Source organism: Pseudoalteromonas denitrificans DSM 6059 (genome assembly GCF_900112265.1).
Lineage (GTDB): Bacteria > Pseudomonadota > Gammaproteobacteria > Enterobacterales > Alteromonadaceae > Pseudoalteromonas > Pseudoalteromonas denitrificans.
Genome location: NZ_FOLO01000010.1, coordinates 1 through 21,947 on the forward strand (window position 1 = coordinate 1; position 21,947 = coordinate 21,947).

At 35.2% G+C, this 21,947-nt stretch carries 14 protein-coding genes; 6 read left to right on the top strand and 8 right to left on the bottom strand.

All coding sequences use genetic code 11. The annotated features are described in order from the left end of the window. On the top strand, positions 1-321 hold a 321-nt coding region (locus tag BM088_RS08640), incomplete at its 5' end, for an IS66 family transposase (protein WP_177207949.1). On the opposite strand, the gene BM088_RS08645 is transcribed toward BM088_RS08640, so the two are convergent. Together BM088_RS08645 and BM088_RS08650 are read right to left on the bottom strand one after the other, a co-directional pair. Continuing rightward, on the bottom strand, positions 318-1,346 hold the full coding sequence (locus BM088_RS08645) for a tetratricopeptide repeat protein (protein ID WP_091982811.1): 1,029 nt from the start codon (positions 1,344-1,346) through the stop codon (positions 318-320). The genes BM088_RS08640 and BM088_RS08645 overlap by 4 nt on opposite strands. A gap of 314 nt (positions 1,347-1,660) precedes the next feature. Further along, positions 1,661-2,527, bottom strand: a complete 867-nt coding sequence (locus BM088_RS08650; protein ID WP_091982813.1) for a BrxR family transcriptional regulator — start codon at positions 2,525-2,527, stop codon at positions 1,661-1,663. A 104-nt stretch (positions 2,528-2,631) separates the two neighbouring features. On the opposite strand from BM088_RS08650, the gene BM088_RS08655 reads away from it, so the two are divergent. The 5 genes from BM088_RS08655 (at position 2,632) to BM088_RS08675 (ending at position 12,685) form a co-directional block, all read left to right on the top strand. Further along, positions 2,632-3,990 (top strand): hypothetical protein, encoded by a 1,359-nt coding sequence (locus tag BM088_RS08655; protein WP_143085053.1) that lies wholly within the window; start codon positions 2,632-2,634, stop codon positions 3,988-3,990. A 7-nt stretch (positions 3,991-3,997) separates the two neighbouring features. Beyond that, positions 3,998-4,795, top strand: a complete 798-nt coding sequence (locus BM088_RS08660) for a hypothetical protein (RefSeq protein ID WP_091982816.1) — start codon at positions 3,998-4,000, stop codon at positions 4,793-4,795. A gap of 11 nt (positions 4,796-4,806) precedes the next feature. Further along, a complete protein-coding gene (locus BM088_RS08665) occupies positions 4,807-10,329 on the top strand; it encodes a rhoptry family protein (RefSeq protein WP_091982817.1) in 5,523 nt (1,840 codons plus the stop codon). Then, positions 10,329-11,390: a Wadjet anti-phage system protein JetD domain-containing protein gene (locus tag BM088_RS08670; protein ID WP_091982818.1), complete on the top strand. Its 1,062-nt coding sequence runs from the start codon at positions 10,329-10,331 to the stop codon at positions 11,388-11,390. The genes BM088_RS08665 and BM088_RS08670 overlap by 1 nt, the downstream gene beginning before the upstream one ends. Before the next feature lie 329 nt (positions 11,391-11,719). Then, a complete protein-coding gene (locus BM088_RS08675; protein WP_091982819.1) occupies positions 11,720-12,685 on the top strand; it encodes a helix-turn-helix domain-containing protein in 966 nt (321 codons plus the stop codon). Between the two features lie 74 nt (positions 12,686-12,759). On the opposite strand, the gene BM088_RS08680 is transcribed toward BM088_RS08675, so the two are convergent. Genes BM088_RS08680 through BM088_RS08705 form a run of 6 tightly spaced genes read right to left on the bottom strand, consistent with a single transcriptional unit; the run spans position 12,760 to position 21,896 of the window. Next, positions 12,760-14,160: an SEC-C metal-binding domain-containing protein gene (locus tag BM088_RS08680; RefSeq protein WP_091982821.1), complete on the bottom strand. Its 1,401-nt coding sequence runs from the start codon at positions 14,158-14,160 to the stop codon at positions 12,760-12,762. Positions 14,161-14,184: 24 nt separating this feature from the next. Beyond that, on the bottom strand, positions 14,185-15,798 hold the full coding sequence (locus BM088_RS08685) for a Tn7-like element transposition protein TnsE (RefSeq protein WP_091982823.1): 1,614 nt from the start codon (positions 15,796-15,798) through the stop codon (positions 14,185-14,187). Between the two features lies 1 nt (position 15,799). Further along, positions 15,800-17,317, bottom strand: a complete 1,518-nt coding sequence (locus BM088_RS08690) for a TnsD family Tn7-like transposition protein (protein WP_143085054.1) — start codon at positions 17,315-17,317, stop codon at positions 15,800-15,802. A gap of 5 nt (positions 17,318-17,322) precedes the next feature. Continuing rightward, on the bottom strand, positions 17,323-18,990 hold the full coding sequence (locus BM088_RS08695) for an AAA family ATPase (protein WP_091982828.1): 1,668 nt from the start codon (positions 18,988-18,990) through the stop codon (positions 17,323-17,325). 16 nt (positions 18,991-19,006) lie between these two features. Further along, a complete protein-coding gene (locus BM088_RS08700; RefSeq protein ID WP_091982831.1) occupies positions 19,007-21,085 on the bottom strand; it encodes a Mu transposase C-terminal domain-containing protein in 2,079 nt (692 codons plus the stop codon). Then, positions 21,072-21,896 carry a TnsA endonuclease C-terminal domain-containing protein gene (locus tag BM088_RS08705; protein ID WP_091982833.1) on the bottom strand — a complete coding sequence of 275 codons (825 nt, stop codon included), beginning with the start codon at positions 21,894-21,896 and terminating at the stop codon, positions 21,072-21,074. The genes BM088_RS08700 and BM088_RS08705 overlap by 14 nt, the downstream gene beginning before the upstream one ends. Positions 21,897-21,947 lie beyond the last annotated feature (51 nt).

Genomic DNA, 21,947 nt, shown 5'->3' on the forward strand with positions numbered 1-21,947 from the left:
ACAACCGCAGTCGGCAAGCCAATCCATTATGCCTTGAATCAATGGGAAAAACTGATCCGCTATGTTGAAAACGGTCACCTGGATATTGATAACAATCGTGCCGAACGTGCGGTTAAACCATTTGTTATCGGGAGAAAGAATTGGATGTTCAGTAATACACGCAATGGTGCACAAGCCAGTGCGGTACTTTACAGCATAGTCCAAACAGCCAAAGCAAACGGATTGGTGCCATATGACTACATCAGTCATTGCCTTGAGCATCTTATCCATGCTCCTGAAAACTTGGATGCCATTCTGCCCTGGAATGTAAAACTGGGCTAGGTGTATTTGCCCAGTCGTTTACACTCTTTATTACGTTGCAGCGCTTTATTAATAATAGGGTTATTTAAACTAAATTCTGAAAGGAACTCGAGAGCACCAGCTGTATTGCTCCAATTATTCCCATTTCTTTGCCAATATTTAAATGCTTCATCATGACTCCCAGTAGCCACCCCCCAAATTGAAGCGTCTTTTGGTTTTGGATGATTCTTTTTTAGCATTTCTCTTATGAAAAGTGGACTGTTACGATTAACCTCGGCTAAAAGCTCCGCAGCTTCTTTTTTTCGATTCAATGCAAATAATGATAGAACTACAGAAAAAGGAAGCTCTGATGAATAATCATTTGAGTAATTATCATTCCACAAGCGATAGACTTTTTCATGCAACCCCAGTTCATGCCAACATTCAGGAATAATCATTCTAATTCCTTGGTTATCATTTGGGTTAACCATAAGCAACCTTTCATAAATATCAGCGGCGAGCTGTATATTTCCTGTGTTTTGTTCAACTAAACCCAACATATGGTAAGCTCTCAAAAATGGTCTATTTCTAAGATAGGCCCACCGAAGTTCAGCCCTATTCCAACAAAATTCATTACCTAAAAGGTTAAATCCTACAGTTATAGCGGCACTAGTATAAACTCTGGCATCATGATAGTTGCCCTTTTCATACTCAATAAATGCTATGTGATAAAGTGCATCAATATGATTAGGATTAACATCAATGACTTTAAAAAACTTTTCAGACGCTAAAGAAGTATCACCTCCCTCTAATACTTCGATTCCTTGAGTAAAAATATCTTCAATTACTTGTTCATATGGTTCATTTAAAACAAATTCTATTTTTCTGTTCAGATCGAGATTTGCCATTAACTCTTCGGCACCAGATAAGTTGAAAACGTCCGCGGCTCGATGAAGAGGTTTAAGGCCAGTTAAAGCAGGGAAACTAAATTTTTGGTTCAATAACAAGTGATAGGCTTTCATGAACTCAGCAAAGCCCTCACTAGAAAATAAATCTGTGAGTTTCAATTTTAATTCTCCTTCGCTATGTATTCTTGTGTGCGCTGGTTCACAATGTAGAGCGAATAAAAAAGTTAAAATTAATTATTCATCTAATTAAGTGTACTCGGTTCTGACCCTATCGTTAAATAGTCAGCGCCATCGGTAACCACCCGTCCAGCCCTGCCCGTTTTTCATGGCGAGAGAGAATAAGGAATGAACTTTAGTCTAAGTTAAATAAAGATAAGAATAAAGTTAATTTTTAACTAGGCATTAATTTTACAAGGTTTAAAAAGCACATATTAATAAATAAAAATATCTAAGAAATTAAATAAAGAATCCCATTAGTAACTGTCAAACTCTTTTAAATTCACACATTCAATTTGCTGACGTGGTGGTTCGAGGTTGGTATCAAGATTTAAAACTCGTATTAAATATTGAGCCGTCGCATTTCTAACTTCAATTTTAAGAGAGCTATTTTGCATTGAATAATCGTATTCGATCATTTTTTTTTGCTTATCAGTAAGTTTAGAATGTGGTCTTATTTCTAACCAGCTAACTTTATGCCATTCTGCGTCTGGAGGGTAAACATTTCGCTCTTTTGTGGAGCCAGTCCTCTTTATTCTCGATAAAACAAAGTCTCGATAATCACCATGACTTTCATCATACGCTCTTAAATGCCATCTGAGGCCGTCAAATATAATAGTTTGAGGATAAATATACCTTATCTTTCCATCTGGGTTTGCCATACTTCTATAGTTAATTTCTATAGCAGATTCGTTGTGGGCGCTTTGAAGAATATCCCTAACAATCTCAGTATCAGGTTGACGTACGGGTATATTTACAGAAAATAATAGATTGGGAATATATCCATGGCAAGGCATATCTAAGTTGGTATAAGCGAGTAAATTTAAAAGTGAATGGCTTTTAGAAATAGAACCAAATTCAGAAGTTGTACGATAAATCTTCGCATTTTTATCGTAGATAACATTTTTTTCTGCCAACTTTTGATACAGAGTTAGATCTTTTGAAGCATTAGTCCAATGAATTTGAAACGCTTCACAAATTTCACTTCTCCGTATCGTCCCTGTCCAAAACAACTTTGTGTCTATAAAACGAAGACGTTCTTTTTTTTGCCAGCTTTCATTTAACGTCGATATTTTATCATCAACATTAAACTCCAGTATTTCTTTTGTGAAATTTCTATTCATGTTTTCACACCTAAATAATAGTAAAACACTACCAATCTTGCGTTTGTATAATTATCGACCTAAGCTTCCAATAGCATAACACTACCAACAACTTTGAATATAGATTGCTGAACATGGAAAATAAAGAATTAACACCTTTTGTATTAATTAGTGCTATTACTTCTAGATTAGTACAACTTCAAAGCACGCATTACACTGAGCAATCTCAGAAGTTACAAGCGCCCGAGACATACAGGCGTAACGCTAAGTTTTTACGGATTGCTGAGTTGTCATGTCAGTCATTAATGGAAAAAATTCTTGCCGGGGAGTCTGGATTATTTTCTATAGATATTATCTACAAAGATATTTGCACAGAAATAAAGGATTTAACCAGGGATGAGTTAAAACTGGTTATCAAATTTCTCAGTTTTGATAGCGAATTTCATTATCTCAATGATAACAATAATGAAGTTTCAACTCGGTCATTAACTCGATTAATAGATTATCAAGCTCGTTCAGAACGGGTGAAACTTACTCAAGCAGGCCGTTTACTCCATCGAGTTTTGAGAGTGCAGCGAGATTGGATTTTTGAAGATAAAGAAGTAGAAAAAATACTCCGAGCTATCAGTAATGCCGAGTTTTCTTTAATTCCCGACCTTATTGAAGACGTATTAATTACCTTTAAAATACATAGCGAAGAGATCACCAAAATTAAGGAAAATGCATCTTATGAAGAGTTGGCTCAAAACTATGCTGATAAACGAACTCAATACACTGAAACATTAGATCTTTCCTTACAGGCAATTGAAAAATGTTTAGAGCGAATCGATTCAAAGAATACTCGAGATGCCTTGCAAAAGTTACAAAGTGATGATCCTGCCACCCATATAACTTCTATTTATCTTAAACAGTTAATTACAGATGTAGCCGCAGCACTAGAGTCATTAAGCCGAAATTTCACATCACTGATAAAAATAATGCAGAACGATAAATCGAAACGAATGGGAATTTTAAACTTTAAGGAAATAGCAAACAGTTTGGTTCAAGGAAATGCAAGGCTAAATAGCTTAAAAGGCTTTATCACCGATAGTTTTGGATGGACTCCAGGATCTAATTGGTTTTCATCTTTAGATTTAGAAGAAAAACTAGAATTCATAGAAGAAGATTCTGTTGATAACACTGTTGCTTACGAAGTTTTGCATGTAAAAGATGAAATACAATCATGGGTTAATCAGCACAAAGATTATTTACTTAAATCATTAGCTTCTGGTCCTAAATCACTCATCTCTCTGATCACCGATACCAACCAAGAAGGATTGCTTACTGAGATCGATCATTTAGGAGAGCTATTTAGTCTAACAGTATCACCTATCCAGCTCTCTGATTCATTAGAAATTAAACTTTCGGTATTCTCTAAAGACTCCATTGAGCTCATTAATCATCATTTAACCCTTTCTAAAATAGAAATATCGTTAACGGAGTAACTTGATTATGAACATCACTAATATAGGACAAATTTTTAATTATCTTGCAGAACATAAAGTGATCAGAAGTTATGAGAAAAAAGGTATAAGGCGAAGTACTGTGGAGCGCGAGTTAGCTAAGTTGCTAGACAACCATTTACACAGATTAGATGATTTGGATGAATTTTTATCGACGCAAGGAATGCAATTAAAGACTTTAAATACGCAAGAATATGGGATTGCGAATCAAGGAAGAGTATATGTTTTAATTCGTCAGCTTGGCGAAAATGAATCTCCAGCACATTTACAGACCAAACAAGTTTGGGAAATGTTCAAAGGAAAAAGCAGAAAAGATACTCAAAAAAACATAGTGATCTGGACTTCATATTTATATCTTCACTTACTTCACTTTCTTTACACTTTAGATAATAGACCTGTTGAAGGTATTAGTGCATTTGGAGACACTTGGATTGATCATGATATTTTTAAAGAAGATATTATCAAATCAATTGATGAATTAAGGCAGAGTAAAGCCTCCGGCCCTTATGCCGAGTCTAAAATTTATGAGTGCCTGTGTAACTTCAAAGACACTGAAATAACCACTCGAGTCGGACGTTTTTTTACCAATTTGATTAAATTTGGAATATTGGAACAAGTAGTGGATACAGAGCTCAGAATGAGCCGTAGCGATACAGCAAGAGTTATTTATCGTCAAACACTGTGGTCAGCGGTGGATGTAGCTGAAAACTTCAATCGATACGCAAGTTTACTGATACAAGCCCCGACAGATAATAAGGTATATCAACTATCAAAAGTTAGTAGTTAAGGAGAGCGGACATGTCTGTAATAGGTCAAATTGAAGTCGCGAATTTTCTGAACCTGAATAATGCCAAACCATATGAGCAAGGTTGGTGCGCGCATTATCCGCATTTAGTATTAGATACTCGTGGAAAGAATACCATCATTCAACTAAGTAATGGTGGTGGGAAAACAACAATTACCAATACATTGTTCCTACTGCTTACTCGAGACCGGAGTTTACATTCTCGTGTACGACAAATTTTCGCTCCAAAAAGAAAAGGGTTATTTAGTCACGTAAGAATAGAAGTTAGACATCGAGATCCGTATGAATCAATACAACCAGGTATGTTTGGAGATATACCAGGAGAGCCCTACGTTATAGGTGTATATGGATTTTCCGATAGTAATGATGGGCTTAACTTTTATGTCTATCAGGGAACATTAACCGATTGTCCCGTAGCAGAAACAACGGAAGTTGATGGGAAAGTCACAATAAGAAATGTCAAAAATGATACATTTCTTACGAGTCTTAGAAAGCAAAGAATTTATAAAAATAGAAGTCAAGAAGAGCATTTATCAGAAATACATATGCATTTTGATGCAAAATTTTTAAACCAACAACTGCAATACCATAAACTTGGCGCGGGGGATGGTAACAGTAATTTTTTTTCAACTACAAAGCAACGCGATGAAGAGTTTTGTACCTCCTTTTTCTATGAACACATCGCACCTGAAGTGCTAATTGATTGCATGGGACAATACGCAGATAACGATGAAATACATTTTGAAGATACGTTAATAAAATCGGCCCGAGAAGTTATCAACATTGAACTAGAGCAAATAAAGGTAAATGAAAAAGTTAAACGACTACAGTATACGTATAACTGGCTTGAGCAAACAGAACACAGAATTACCGGCTACCAAGAACAATCTGCAGAAATGATGTCTGATGTAGGTGATTTATGGCATGAATTGCAATTTATGAAGCGTTGCGTGGCTGATAACCCACTGCCTTATATACCTAAGGTGATCTCAACTGGTTCAGATAACCCGGAAACAATATCAGCCGCTAATAGCTTGGTATATCTTAACGGTGACTGGCTGTACCCCGACTTTGTATTATGTGGGTTAGTTTCCGCTCTAAAGATCTTTCATTTAAATGAAAGGGCTGAACGACTTGGTATAGATTATACTAAACTAAAAAAAACACAACTAATTGAAATACCATGCGATGTCAAAATTAATACCATAAATAGAGGACATGAAAACCGTGGTTATTCATTGAATAATGCCCAGAGAATTATTACATCATTAGATAATAAATACTTCTCTATTCACAACCGAAACGCAGTTTTTAGGTATCTACGCTATGGTTATGAGCTGCGGATTAAACAAGGTGACGTAAATCCAATTCGAGCCCATGTTCAAGAACAAGAGCTAAAAATAAGTAATTTAAAAGTATCAAATAAAGAACTTGAAGTTACCATTAACGAACTTGAACATAAAGAAATAACACTTAACAACAAGGTTCAACATTTTGATTTAGCAGAATCTGCTTTCATAAAAATGGATGAAAGTGGCTTATTTGAACAAAATGAGTTGAAGCATCCACTTAACACAAAAAATGAGTTAACTCTGTTAATCAATTCTTTAAAACAACAACTTGAAGATCTAGTTGATGAACATACGAAATGGTCTAGATGTCGAGGTGATTATGAGGATGTTATCAAAGCATTCAATACCAAAAAATTAACCTTCATGCGCGACAAATTTGTAAAGAATAAAATGGACGCACAGCAAAAATGTGAAGAAATTAGAAAGTCAAATGACAATATAAAGAAGCTGATTGAATCAACTATAAAAGAAGAAAGTGATATTAAGAATCAGTTAAGTAAAATTTTAGGAGAATATGAAAAACTAGAAAGCTTTAAACCATCATACGATAAGTTGATGAATAAGTTTGAAGAAGATGACGTATTAACTTTACGAGCTAATTTAGAAGATCAACGTCAAGATACGTCAAATACGCTTGAGCAACTAAAGCAAGACATCGCTAACCTGGTTCAACAAACAGACAAGCTACTCTCATTAAGTAAAGCATATGACCTGTTGATTGGTGAATTTGGTGATATAAATGTGTTATCACTCCAGGAACGTCTGGAGTCTCAGCGCAATTCCAGATCAATGAATCTTGAAGAGTTGAAACAAAATATCTTTATTGAAACTCAACAAACAAAAAATTTAGAATCATTAAAAAAATCACATGATTTATTCAAAATAAGGTTTGAAGGGGAAAGCAAAGCAAGTGGATTGCGGCTAAAACTTGAAAATCAACAAGGCCAAAATGAGCTTACTTTGAAATCAAATTTAGATAGATGTGAAATTGTTTCGACAAACATTAATGAACTTTCCAAACTTAAGCCTTCTTATATGGTTGCAATAAGATGTTACAACTCCTTAGATATGCCATTAGAGAATGTTGCAACACACTTACAAACACAAAAAATATTGTTTGAAGGAAAAATAAATAAAAATAGTCAAACATTATCAATCTACCGCCCGCTGCTAAATTCCTTAAATGAATTTAGATCGCACTGGAACGTTGATATAGATGCTGCAATAAATGAACACAAAAAATGCTTGTTGCAGCTTCAAACGAACAAACAAAAAACTCAAGTCCAGATAACTGACAATAATAAAAAGTTACTTCGTTATAAAAATACTGAAATAGCCCCTCTTACATTAGCTTCACAGGTGTTAAATGCTCTTGATTTTTCTGGTAAGAAAGTTGTTGACGTCATTGGCTCTTCTAATATTTCCTTTGAGCGGAAACGATATTTATTAACACAATTTTCTCACTTACTGCATGCGCCAGTAGGTGATTCATACGAGCATGGATTAACACTTGCAAATCAATTGTTGGAATTAGACTTAGAATATCCAGTCTTTGAATTTAGCTCTTTCCGAGAATATTGCGAAAGTAATGACGATATTTCATTTTCATTCATTATTGGGGTTGAGTCTTTACAAGTGAAGGCTGTAATGGAACCTCTTTTTATTAAAGAACTAATTGAAAATACGGAATTTAAACTTTCTCAGCTAAACTCCGAATTAGAGACAATAAATCAAGAGTTAAAAATATATGACCTGGAAGCAAAGCGTTATGCCATCCTTAAGCAATCAAAAACAGCAATTAGTGATGAGATCGAATTTAAATACTCTGAAATAACCGCAAAACTGGAAGAAGCTAAGACTAACATGCAAAAACTTGAAGTTTTAATTGAAAGTCCAGCATTTAATGAATTAGAACAAGCTTGCAACTACTTAAGATATGGAGGAGACCAAGCAGCAGCTCAAAACCAAAAAGAAATAAATGAACTAAAAATAAAAATCCAGAAAACTAAAAGCAATAAGAAAAAGTTGTCACTATTGTTAACAGAGGAATTGATTACCGTCCTTAATAAAGCTGAATCATTTGAAATGGAAGGAGGAGGAGACGCGTTAAACCAATCAACTGAGAAATTAATACATTATCAAGAACAGCTGCAATCACTTGAAACGCTGAAAAAAGAAGCAGAAAGGCTTTGCAATGAATACATCCCCTACATCAAGTCAGCAAAACGATTTGAAATTGAGGGTGGGTACGATACATTAAATAAATTAGTTTCGAAGTTAGAATCGGAGAAACAACAGATACAACCATGTGAAAGAAAAAAGCTCAATGCAGAGAAGCTTTGCAATGAATACATACCCTATATCAAGCAAGCAGAAAACTTCATTAGAATGGGTAGCATCTCTGCTTTTTTATCTTTGAAAGAGCAAGTAGATGACTTACAACAAAATGAAAAAAGCAAAAGAGATCATTTATATAAGCTTCGCATAGACGCAAATAAGCTTTCAATGCGATTAGAAAGTATTAATAGCGAGTTAATGGATGCCAATACAATACACGATACTTGGATTAGCCCTCTGAATAGAGCTATAAGTTATCAAAGTGATGGTGGGTTAGAGTTTGATTTAACATATATTGAAAAATTAAATAATCTAAAATCTCTACACGACATTAGCAGTGAAAAAATTGCTTTTCAGTTCGAGGAAGCCCAAAACTATATTGATGCCATCGAAAAAAATATTGATAGACAACAATTAATAGCAGAGTTCAATTCAGTTAAAAAGTTATTAAGTGGTAATCGGATCAAGGTAAAGGATAATAGCCAAGATATTGAAGAAATTAGAATTGTTATAAATGATATGAGTAACAATATTTATGAGTTTGATCTATCAATAAAAACTATTATTGCCAAATACCTTGAAGCCGCAAGCTTACTCTCTTTTATTCAGGATGAATTTAAATTAGAAAAGATCCAAAGCGATATATCTGCTAATTTAAAATTTGCTGAAGATTCTGAATGTGAAATTAGAAACCTTAATTCTGATAGCCTTTCCAATATTCAAGAATCCTACTTGAATATCGCTGATATTATTCAACGTCTGAGTTTTTCAGAGAAGCGTAAAGATATATCTAATAAAAAACGTGATGTAAAATGGACTCTTGACACTTTATTATCAAATATTCGTGAAAATAAAGACTCTGATATTGGACTTAGGGAAGAGGAACGTAAAGAGTTATCTATAGATAATCACCGCCAACTTTTCCATCACGTAAAAAATTATCGACTATGTTTCGAAAAGCTCAGTTTGGATGCTAATAAAATATGTGAAAAGCTAAATCAAGATGTTGACAATCAACATAAAAATTTAAGTAGTTCCATGAGTTTACTTACCTCACAATTACAAGGAAACTTCGATTTATTAAGAAAAGAACTCATGCCAGGCAGGAGCAAAGCGGGTTTTTATGTTGAAGCTGACATCATCGAAAAAGATAAAATTAGTGAGCGTCTTAAAAAGTTAATTGATAGCATTAGACAACGTGAAGTTGACCGAAAAAAAAGCAAAGAAATGAGCGAAAACTCGGGAATGATCATTGAATCTGATAATAAATATTTAAAACAGTTAAAAGAACATATAAGAGATAACTTTTATCGCACTGTGTTTAAGGGGAAAGATGAACGAAGCGCCCCTATGATTTATTTTTCTCACCCATCGCTTGCAAAGGGTGTACGAAAAAAACTATCTAAAGAATACTCCACAGGAGAAAAAACAGCCTTATCATTGTTACTTTTAACAAAGCTTGCTCAGGTTTCATCAGTTAGATCTCAAAGGATTGGCTTAGGCTCGGTGCATCGCAATTCACGTAGAAAAGATTCAGCCAATAAAGTCGTAATTATTGATGGATTATTTTCTAATTTGTCAGAACCTCGATTAATTCGGTTCTCTCTAGATACTGTACGTTTGATGAATGATCACTTTCAATTAATCGGCTGGGTTCATTCTCCGGAATATAAAAATGACTTTGAAATATTTCCAACACTTTATTCTGTTCAACGAGTGAATTCATTAGGTTATGTAACTTTAGAAGACAAATCTGAAAAATTAATTCCCTCAAGAATGGCTTCTGGCTTGATGTATGTAGATAAATTAAACGATCGAGTACAATAATGGATGAAGAAGAACAAGTCTTCAAAGCATTAGCTTCATTCATAGGTGATGATGGTGTTAAAACATTGCAGCCATCTATTTTGATAAAAAGGATCACGGACAAAACAGGGCTGGTTAGAACTGATGTCCAAAGAGAGCTAATGAAGTTAGTACGCTCCAATATAATTAAAGGTGTAGATAAATCAGGGTACCCAGTTAAAAAAGTTGGATGGGTTTCGCCTTCGACTCAACCCATCCCAGAATATAAGATTCGATGGCGAACTGTGATAGAAAAGTTTAAAAATAATGTATCTTCTGAAGAAGCTAATGAGTTAAGCAAAATAGGACTGCCCTTAAAAGAACTGAGTATAGATGAAATGTCAGACATTTTATCAGCTCTTATTAAGTTAAAAAAACGCAGCCCTACGCTTAATACACAAGATAGATATTTAACAAGCGCCCAAAGTATATTGGGGTCATCCAAGGTCTTAGATAACCTAAGTAAAATGCTTATAGCCCTAAACATAACTATTCCTGATGAATTACCTGATTATTACGCATTAACTGCTGGGCCAAATACATCTGAAAATGTATTATTTATTGAAAACCCCCGTGTATTTAGTTATTTAGCACCATTTTCAAGACAAGCGGATACCCTTCTAATTTCTTGTTACGGCTATGGTTTAACACTGGCAAACTTTGGAGAATACATTAAAAGAAATAAAATTATTGCTTGCCCAACAGATGGTGAACAGCAATCTAATATATCCAAACAATTATTAACTTCGAATTGCTTTTATTGGGGAGATTTAGATTATGAAGGAGTAGCCATATACGACCAACTTAAAAAACACCTTCCAATTTTAGCTCTTAGTAATATATATACAGAAATGATTCATGATTTAAAAAATAAAAAAGGTCATAGCTATCATCCACTATACGGTAAACCAAAACAAAAAGCTAAACCGTGTGAATCTCACGAAGGCAAATTATTGATGGGTATATGTGAACATTATGATAAAGCTCTTGATCAAGAAGCTTATTGTAGTAAAGGTTACCTTTCACTAATATTTAGTTACTGAATCTGAGTAATTAAATATTAGTGACAGTGCCATAAGCCGTCATTGGGTAATATCAAATGCTTTTTAACTTGTGTAACAAACCGAATATTCATATCTTTGAATGTTAAGGCTCACTTTAACCATGTTTGTGAACATAGCTTGTCTTTAAGTGGTCTTACTACAACCTTAATTTTCGAAGCTTTAACGCTTATCTAAAGCTGCTGCTTGATACCTTTACATTAATTAAGTTAATTTAATTTTACATTTACTTAATCTTAGCTGATAATAATTAAGTAAATAACTTTAGATGTTTACTTAATTTAATACTTAAAACCAAAGAGAGAGTTAATATGAGCAGTGGAAATCTAATTAAACTGGCACTTCAACATTTCGGGTGCACTCAAAAAGAACTTGCTACAAAGCTAGAGGTGTCTCCAGCTCAGATTAGTAAATGGAAGGCAGATGAGCATATGTCTTTTGATATGGAGGAAAAGCTTGATTTATTAATAGGTTTAGATAAAAGAAATCCTGATGTTGTTGCCTGGACTGGTGGGGTTGAGCAAGCTGATAAGTGGGGTAAGTTGGTGTCTTATCTTGCCTATAGTGCAAGCCAAGAAGGTGAAACTGGGTATATAACGGTACCTTTGGAAGATGATTATGATGGTCTTCTATGTTGGAATATCCTCAATATCCTGCAAGAAGCTGGGGTAAATATTCCGAAGGAGTTTCCATCAGAAATAGATTTTGATTACGAGTCTGATGATGATGATTCCTCTGAAAAGTTTGACTGCCTATACGAGGAAAACCCTTTTTCAAAAATAATTAGTAGTAGCTTTCGCGCTTTGACAGATGTTTACGGTTTTTATGCTGCTTATTTCTCCGATATAATGGATAATGATGATTTAGAATTAATGGAATCAAAGGCGGGCAATATAGAGTCCGACTTATTGGGGTTGGCATTCTGTAAGGTAGGTGAAAAAAGTGAATTCATGCCAAAATTTGATGATTTCAAATATCGCACTCTAAAGGATTACCAAGAGTGGATTGAGATAGTTAAGAATAAAGCCTTCCTAAATAACGTACCGCTCAAGGCTGAGCTAATTAATATGGTTTTAGATGGGCATGATCGCTTAGGTCATGAAGCGGAAGCTGAATATTTAGGTTTGACTTCAAAGCGGTTACATCCAGACGTTTACATGAACGAAATTCTTCAGAGCCACAGAATAATTCAACAAGTGTTGCCAGCCATTTGCAAAAAATTAGATATCACAGAGAAAGAGTTAGATATTGATCTTTCTAAACTTTATCTAAAATAACACTTTTAAAAGCTTATAAATAACTTAGACAGAGTATGTGTTTAGCTACGCGTGGCCGTTCGCCTCTCACTGCGCTAGCTTTCGGCCTTCAGCTCTTTTTCACTATTATTTTCAAAATGAAAAAACGTTCCTATTCCATAACATGGATAACATACATTTGAATAATTATTATTGAAAATTTCCTTAAGATCATTCATATCGATTTGATTTTTATTAATCGATTTACTATTTAAAATAATTTTTTTTGTTTCTCTTTTAACTCTGCCACCGTTAGAGTCGACAAACCTGGTTCCAATTATTATAGCGCTTATTTTTTGTGGGATGTTAAAATTACCAGAACTGACTTCGTCAATAAACCCTTTTTCCTTTTTAGCATCAAGACGCCCTTTTTCCCTTAATACAACATGAAATAGAACCGGATTTTCTGGAACTTTAGGTAATTTATTTGATTTATCATTAAGCTCTTTAAGAAGGGTGTTTTTCGGTTTTTTTGATGTAAACTCTTTCACTTCTATTGCATAGCAATTTTTGTTTTTCTTCACCAAAAGATCATTTGTTGCATTTCCAGAGCCTGTTTGAGGTTCAAGGCCGACGAGCAACCCTCGACTATGTAGTTCGGCAGCTAGACATAAATGATGTTGTGTTCCAGGATTATTAGTTAATTGTTGTAATAATTTATCAGACTCCTTAAATCCGTCTAACTCTTTAATAGATAACCCCATTTCTATCAAATAATTCCAACCAGGGTCAACACAAATAGCTCCCAAAGCAGTTCTAGCCAAATGATAAGCAGGAAACCAAGATCTACTAGCTTCAGGTTGAAAGGGGTCTCCAAATTTAGGTTTATCGCCATTTTTACTATTTTCCCTGTAACGTGCCCGAACCCAATCTGAAGGAAAAACATTCATTAACGACTTAATGGCAATTAACACTTCCGTCTGAGAAAAGCCATGCACTCTAAAGTCAGAATCAAAATGTATTCTACGGTCAATTCTATCCCACATTTCATTCCATTGATTTACAGGTAAATTTAGTAAATTACTTCTAAATGAAACTGTATTTGTAGCCAAGGCTTCGTCTGGAGTACGGATTTCGTTTACAAGCATCTCAGCAGATCCTGATAACTGCTTTCCAGCCCACATATTTATAGTCTTCATTAATGTATAAAACTTATTGATTAGAGTTCGACTAAATTCTTTTTGATCCAAGAATGGTGGTGGTGTTGAAATCCAAATTAATTTCTTCATTTTCCAGTTTCCATCGTCTAACTGGGTAGTAAACAGGCTAAACAAGTAACGTGAACTTTCAGTAGAAAGCTCTCCACTGACAAATACTTCACTTTTCCTTATGTTATGGTCACAATGAAATTTAATATCCGTAAAAAAAAACTTTGCATTGCCATTGCGACCGTGGCAATTTTTATACTTATTACCGCTGCCACAAAAACACTTTTTATTACGCTTTAACTTTGTCATAGAAACCTTTTAAGTTTTTTTCAATTAGATATTAAGCATCCAACTTTGAACCCTCTGCGCCCATTTAATAATTGAGTCAGGTTCCAATAGCCCCTTATTTGAAGAATTTGTTTGCGGATGTGGAATACTTTTGTGGCGCTTTGAACCACAAATATCATCTAGTAATTTTGACGGCCAACACAAAGAACCTTTTACTAATAATCGTTCAACTTCATTTATTTGTTCATCCCACTTTGCAAGGTCATTAATAATCAGTAGCTTAGTTGATAGTGATTTAACAGCATCTGAAGTGTCGACTTCCAACATATAAAAGCTTTGTCCATTACAATTGATTTGTACCACAGCGATACATCGAGGGCTTCCTCCATTATCAAGTAGATGTTTGGTACAACGTGGTAACTTTGGTAGTTTTCTAATTTGTTTACTTATAATTTTACAATCATGCTCAGAGCTCAATAACTCCAACATTTGTTGGAAACAATCAAATTTATTAGCATATAAATGCGCATCATCCGAATAGTCTTCAACAATATCCCAATCAGCTTGTGGTCGACCTCCGCTTTCATCACTTTCTTCAGTACTCACATCTTTACTTGCATCATTAGCCTCTTCACCTTCTTTACGACCGCTTGAACCATTTTGTTTTTTCTTAAAAATCTTAGTAGCTTCAAAGGGGTTAAAAAATTCAAAACCAACAACAGGAGCTTGTAACTGTACATGGTCGGTATTCGAGTTAGCATCTTCACCATCTTGAACATTGTGTTCGTCAGGGCGCTCGCTTGGTGGTTTATTACCTCCAGAACCTTCTCCGCGAACATGATCTTTAAACTTAGGGCTATAAAATTCAACTTTACTAGGTACTTTGTGACGAATATTTGCAATTGAGGTGATCTCAAAAACAAATATACTATTTGTTTCCTTATTGAATTTACCTCTTACAACAAATTCAACATCAGGCAACATAGGTGGATCAAATTGAAAGTCCCAATGACGATACCCGCTCCTTTCAATACCATTACGCTTTTGGTACCAGCCTATAGATTCATAAGATGTTCTTGCATCTGAATCAATTAATATCCAACTAAGTACTCTTCTGGCAGCATAATTATCAAGTGACTTTTGTGTATAGTTGGATGACTGCAATACATTTATTGTGCTTGAGTCAGCAAGAATATCAGGCACTATATCAAATTCTATTTTTAATGCATCGGGCTCCAATGCAGTTCGGGCAAGGTAAGCATCATGAAAAAATAAAGCTCTGGCTAATTCAAGTTGTGGTAAATAAACATTTACTCCTGAATCTGATTTAAATGAAAAGCATAATTGACTCGATTCACGGGAACTTAATTTCATTTCTTTTAAAGCAGGGCAATCAGCATTATTACAAACTAGCCAATTTTCAGTATTATTTATAGCTAAATTTAATTCATACCCAGCACTTTTAGCGGGTATAATTGGGTTTAATACACGCCTTCTAACCAAAATTGGTAACTGTGAAACTGTTAGTGATTTTTTATTTTGATAGGGCCAAAGTTCAAGATTAACACCCCATTGTGATCCATCTATACGACGAAAAAAAGACCCTATAGATGAAATGGTTGTATTATCTTTTAGATTATCGAATCGTATTCCTTGCAAATCACATCCCCACTATTTCGGTTAGAAAATCATTACTACCACGTCTTAATCGCTCTTCGCTTAACCCAGCCATTCTGAGTACTTTCCAGCGCCTAAGCTCTGACAATGGCACATTCAACTGCGCTATTACTCTTGTTATTCTTCGAATTTGATATTCCGTAGTACTTTCACAATTACGTGAAAAAAATTGTTGGCATAGAGGCATTTTATAAATGTTTTTTTCAATGCTTGCAGGTGATTGGATTTGTGATAAATACCAGTTTCTGCTCATTTTAGGTTGTTCTAACAACTCATCATTACAGTTACGTATCTGTATTAATTCGCAAACAGTTCGTTTATCTTTTTTATTCCAATCAACTCGATTGTTTATTGATGTCGGATAAATACGATATTGACTATTAAGCTCCAGTAACCAAACTTTATCATGTCGATATAGCCAGGCGTATATTGCCCCTCCTTGCTTTGTTTGCCTTGCGGATTTTACTCCACATTGTTTTACTAAGGCTTCCCAACTTTGCCTATTTTGAAGCTTACCCTCTGTACTTATGTCATTAATGCTTGATGGAACAATATGTGATTTTGAAAAAGGTGATAGATGGGATACTTCGTTTAAAACAGTATTTATATCCCAATCTTTAGATAAAAAAGACTGATGAATAACGATATGCTCAAGGTAGCTAAATGATTTTCTGTGTTTTCGAAATATAGTTCTCAACCAACAACTTTGAGCGTTATTAATATCAAGAGCATGCCTCATTAACCATTTTGTTGGCCAATAGCGTAATACTCTCTCTTTTATTTCTTCGTACCTTATAAATTGCCCTTTTCTATAACCATTAATGTCAGCTAAGTATTTATAATAAACTGACCACTGAGCTAAGGTTGCGGATTTTGATTGTGGTCGATTTAATAATTTTTTAACCTGTTCAGTCACAATTAAGGATTCTGGTCGAGACTCTTGTTGATAAACATCAGGACAGTTTTCAGGACTAGCGGCAAAAAATTGATGCCTGTGATGAGAGTGACGTTCAACAAGCGCTTCTTTCAACTCTCCATGCAATATACAGGTATCAGCTCCGCTGACTTGCCAAAGTCTTTGCCAAAAATATTCACCATATTCCTGCTTTTGTAATTGCATACATTGCGGACAATACCTAAGTGATAACTTCTGTTTAACTCTGGAAGCTGCAACTCCTAACGCTAAATGAATCGCACCTTGTGATGTGCCAGCCATCAAGCCCAAACATTTTAGTCGTCGCTCTTCTGGCACAAATGGAGCGTATAGAGGAAAAAGCGTATGATTATAAATCAGATATTCAGTGTCATATTGGTGGCAGTCTGCGTAATGTTTTGAAATTAATGATAACTGATTTGGTAAATCTGTTGTTGCAATCACTTTCCTATCACAATACACCTCATCTAATAGCTGTTTAGGGCTAGTAAGACCCAAGTGTATACCATAGCGAGCAATCGTACTGTAGATCAACTCATCTTGATATGGCATAGGGAAGTTTAACAAAACTCTCAGGCCTTCATTAGCCAGTTTTCAACATCAAAAATACCATTTTTACACTTCAAAACTGCATAAAGAGTATCATTATTATCTGTTTGCGAATGTTCAAAACGCAGATCATCTGAATCTAAGGTGCACCAATCCTTTTTCTTAATTAACTTAGTTTTTTCTTGGGGTATTTCTTTATCTTTTCCTAAACCCTCATACCAACCTAGCACGATTGGCATTAACTCTCGTATTGTAAGATCGGGGTAAAGTTTAAAAACTCTTTCAATTAACGGTTGAATAAGCTCTGATTGACATTCCATATCAATTAACAAATTATGTAATCGCTGTGCATGTTCGTTAGCGGTATAAGGAATTATCTGTTTATTCTTTTGATCAAATACTGCATCGACTTTAGTACTCAACTCAATCATTTTCTGATCGATATTAGGCATACATAAGTCTGAATATTTCTGTATTAGTTCAGCATCGTTAGAACGTAATGCTGCCAACATCGGGTGCACAGGCTTGAATTCATCTTTATAAACCTGCCTTAGTAAATTGACCGTTATACGCTCTGTTCGAGTAAAAATAGCCCTTACTTGAGCCAGTACAAATAGTTTAACTACTATATCCAGTACACCTTGAGATAAGTCATACCAGCAATTTCTCACTTCATCAGATAAAGTACTGTCTTTTTTCATTAGCCACTGGTATTTCCAAAGTCTATCGGTAAAAGCTATCCATTCCGTTTTTAATAATCCACCCGTTTCTGGATTCACCTTAGGTATATGTGCCTTCATTGGCTCCCAAAATAAAGCTCCAAATCCAGCACTGCGCCTCGCAGAACGTAAATTCAATTCAAATATAGGTCTGGCTTTTGGCGTACCAACCATGATCACAGGCAAACCAATGACATTAACTAAGGTAACAAAGAAGTTCAACATTTTCTCTGTACCTCCAGAATTACTTCGGCTCAAATGTTGAATTTCATCAATGATTAAAACACCAATTGCATGCACATTCGCGATCTGGCTCATTAATGCTAAAAGAGTCTCTACACTGTGCCTTTTAAGTGCATATTTTTGTTCATAATTTGTCTGTAACAAACAATCTATTGCTCTGAAAAAATGATGACATAAGCTTTTTAATGAACCATCGTGCGGACAATCTAGCTTCAAATAGACTATTTGAGTAAAGTTTAATTTCTCGTGATATACCACCTGAGGATAGGTGGCTAACATTCTTGTAAGTGTCGAACTTTTACCACAGCCAGAGCAACCAATTAAAGATAAACTCCGAGCAGTTGATTTTGCATGCTCAAATCTGAAAACTTCCAGATCTCCCGATTGAACTCGTTCATAGCCATTTTGCATATGTGTATTTAAAGAGCCATCATCAGGATTTCGACCTACATACCCTTGACGGATCATAATCGACAATTTAGATTCAAGCTGAAGGTGGTTAGAAATAGGCTGAAAAAAGTCATCTAATAATTGTGCTATTAAATGCATTCTTTTATTACCATCCAAAAATACCTCTTTTGGATCAAAATCAATATTCCCTGTTAGTCCACCTCGTATTTGTGATGTCGACATAATCGGTGTCAAGGCTTCAATAAAAGGATTACCTTGATATTTTGCAATGCCAGGATCTCGATAGACTGCTCTTCGGGTATTTTTAGGTAAATTCATTACTAAACCTCATCAATCAATCCTCATCAAACAGCTCATCTATATGATCTGGAAAAGAATAGTCATCCTCTTGAACTGCCAAAGGAATAACATCAGCTAATTTGTCTTGTTTTATTTTTTCTGGATAGAAAGCTGTTTGTTGTCGCTCCTCACGCTTGGCTTCAGCCCTATGTTTAATGATCCCCTTCGTTCTTTGCACATTAGACTGATCATCAGTATTCGGCATTTCTTTTTTAGCTTGTTTTATTTTCTCTTCAATCAGGCGCTCAAGTTCTCTTTCTTTAGTTTTCGAAACTAATTTACTGGCAGCCACAGATTTTTTTTGCTCATTTTGAGTTTGCCAAACATCCCAAAATGAACAAGTGTCAAATTCCCTGCACCTTTGAGTTAAATCACATACCCAATACTCAGAACTATTCTTCTCTGGAAATAGATAAATATGATTTGCAGTTCTAGGGTCATACGCGGCATCGAGTGATTTGGGGTGCTTAGCTTCTTTTGATCTATGCATCCAACCTTGTAGCACTATTTCAGAACAAGTGTAATAAACACCAAACAAGCAAATCCCCAACTCGGAGATTGTTGCTTTTTTTCTTGGTAAGAGTGCAATGGTCGCAGCATCTTCAGAAACGGCTCTTAATTTACCGGTTCTATTTTGTAGCCCCCAATTCCATAAAGAAAGCGGTGTCATTAGCAGATCTGTTGGCATATCGATATCACGATCATATTTTTTCATCGTGTGAAAACGATTGTGATACAAAACCGAGGCTAAAATAATTTCAGTAAATTCATTAATGGTTAGTGTAGCATCCAACCGGTAATCTTTGTCTCCCTGCTTTTTGATTTTGGTACCAGTAACGATACCTGGGGCATAAGGTTTAAATATTGCCTGATGAGTTTTAAAACTACGCTCTACAATCCCTTTAGCATCACCTCTATAAGGTGGGGTATTTTCAATTCTAACGGAAAAGCTACGCTCTAAAGATTCGATTTGATGGCCTAACAGTTCGCCTCTATCAGCCAAAATAGCATCAGGTAATCCAATAACAGGCCAGTCTTCATATTCAATATCAAAACCAAACTTTTTACAGTAGTCGACCTTATCGGTCAAAGCATGAGTTAACGCCTGCATTGCCGATGCATAGGAAGGGCTTTCCACACCAACATAAAACCCTGCAACCATTCGGCTAAATACATCGATCACCATATATATTACGGGACGACCTATGATATTGCGCCTCTCACTATTAGAAACCACATATATATCAGCTATCGTCGCATCAATTTCAAAGCGTGAACCAGGGCCTAAAACATCGGTATTGGCTGTACTAGATAATGGTCTGATATCTTTAGCGAACGCAATACTTGAAGCCCGCTTTTGAATTATTTCTACCTGCTTATATTCTCTTTGATAAAAGTGCTGCATTTGCCAAAAGGTTGGGATTTCTTCTGCAGGTGTATTTGGATAATACATATCGTAGATGTCTTGAAATCTACGATGTGAAAATGACAATGTATTTTTCTTTTCAGTTAATAAATACTTTTCAATTGCTCGTCGGAATAAGCGCTCAATATCTTCATTTATAATTGCACCGATACCAGCCGTATATATTCTAGGTCTTCCCAGCTTTTTATCTGTAGCTTGGCGTTTCTTGCCCTTTGCCCCTGACTTTTTATAATCTGGTAACATCGCATTTTCATTTTGTCCTCTTTGCCAATAACGACGCAAAAGATTATATAATGTTGGTTTAGTGGAACCCTTTTCCTCAATAACTTCTTTAACTCTTGCCGCTCTGACATTTGGAAAAACGGCTTGATGATCAATAATAATAGGCTGAATCAAAGCAAAGTTTTTCTCTCTTTTCCCCCAAGCTATACTTTCTTCATCCGGGTTTTCTAATGTAAGAAACTCAAATGGATCTGATTCTCTTGTTAATACGCCTTCATCAACAGCATCCATCAATTCCTTTTGGCTTACAATAGATGGAAATGCACGATCATCATATAAAGGTATCCAGACAATTTCTTCTGGAAAAATGATTAAAATCCGATATAACGTTTCATTAAACGCCAATACTTCATTAATTCGAAACACGGCGCGCCTCCCTTATTGCTAAAATATCCCCAATATTTAGATCTGATGCTTTAAGTTTTTTAAATGGAATAAAAATATCAAACTTAAAGTAACGTTTGGCCATTAACTGCCGAACTTCCAGCAATGACTCTCCTAACTCCATGTTATAGGCTGTATCCAATTTACGAGTCACATTGATTAAGCTCTGATCTCCATCCGCTTTAAATGCATATGAATAAAAATCAATACGGTCGGTCATTACATCGTCATCAATTTCATCTAGTTCAGCAGGGTATAACCATTTGATATTCTGAAAAACAACTTGAGGTATCTCTTTTTCAGTCACTATTTGCCATGGCACAGACTTACTTTTCCAATAACGTCGTTCAAGCTCCAGCTTTTCAACAGTTCTAGAATCTTGTAAATCTTTTGCATATTTAGCCTGAAGAGAAAATTTAGGACAGATAGGTTCGTTAGTATTAACCAAAAAATCAGAAGACATAATTTGATCTATGCCCTGAACTTGCGGATGTTTAATCCCTGCTTCGATAGCTAAAGCTTGAGTTTCTTCGAGTAGTAACGGAAATTGTTCTCGAATATCAGTTGTTGCAGTTCGCCACTCTAGAATTAAAAATACAGCTAGCTCCAGATCTGACAATAGATGATGAGTTCGGCGGCTTGTATGTCCAAAAACACGATTAGATCGCCCCTTGGACGCCAAATCACGTACTGTTAACCAAGGTAGGTAGTTTTCACCATGACCAGACCCTCTACCTTCTTTTATCCATTTGTCATTTTTTGCTGGAGAATTAAAATTCTTTTTTCCTGCCATAATAAAAAACCACCAGATCTTGTGCCTTTTTTAAGCATAGACCGGATGGTT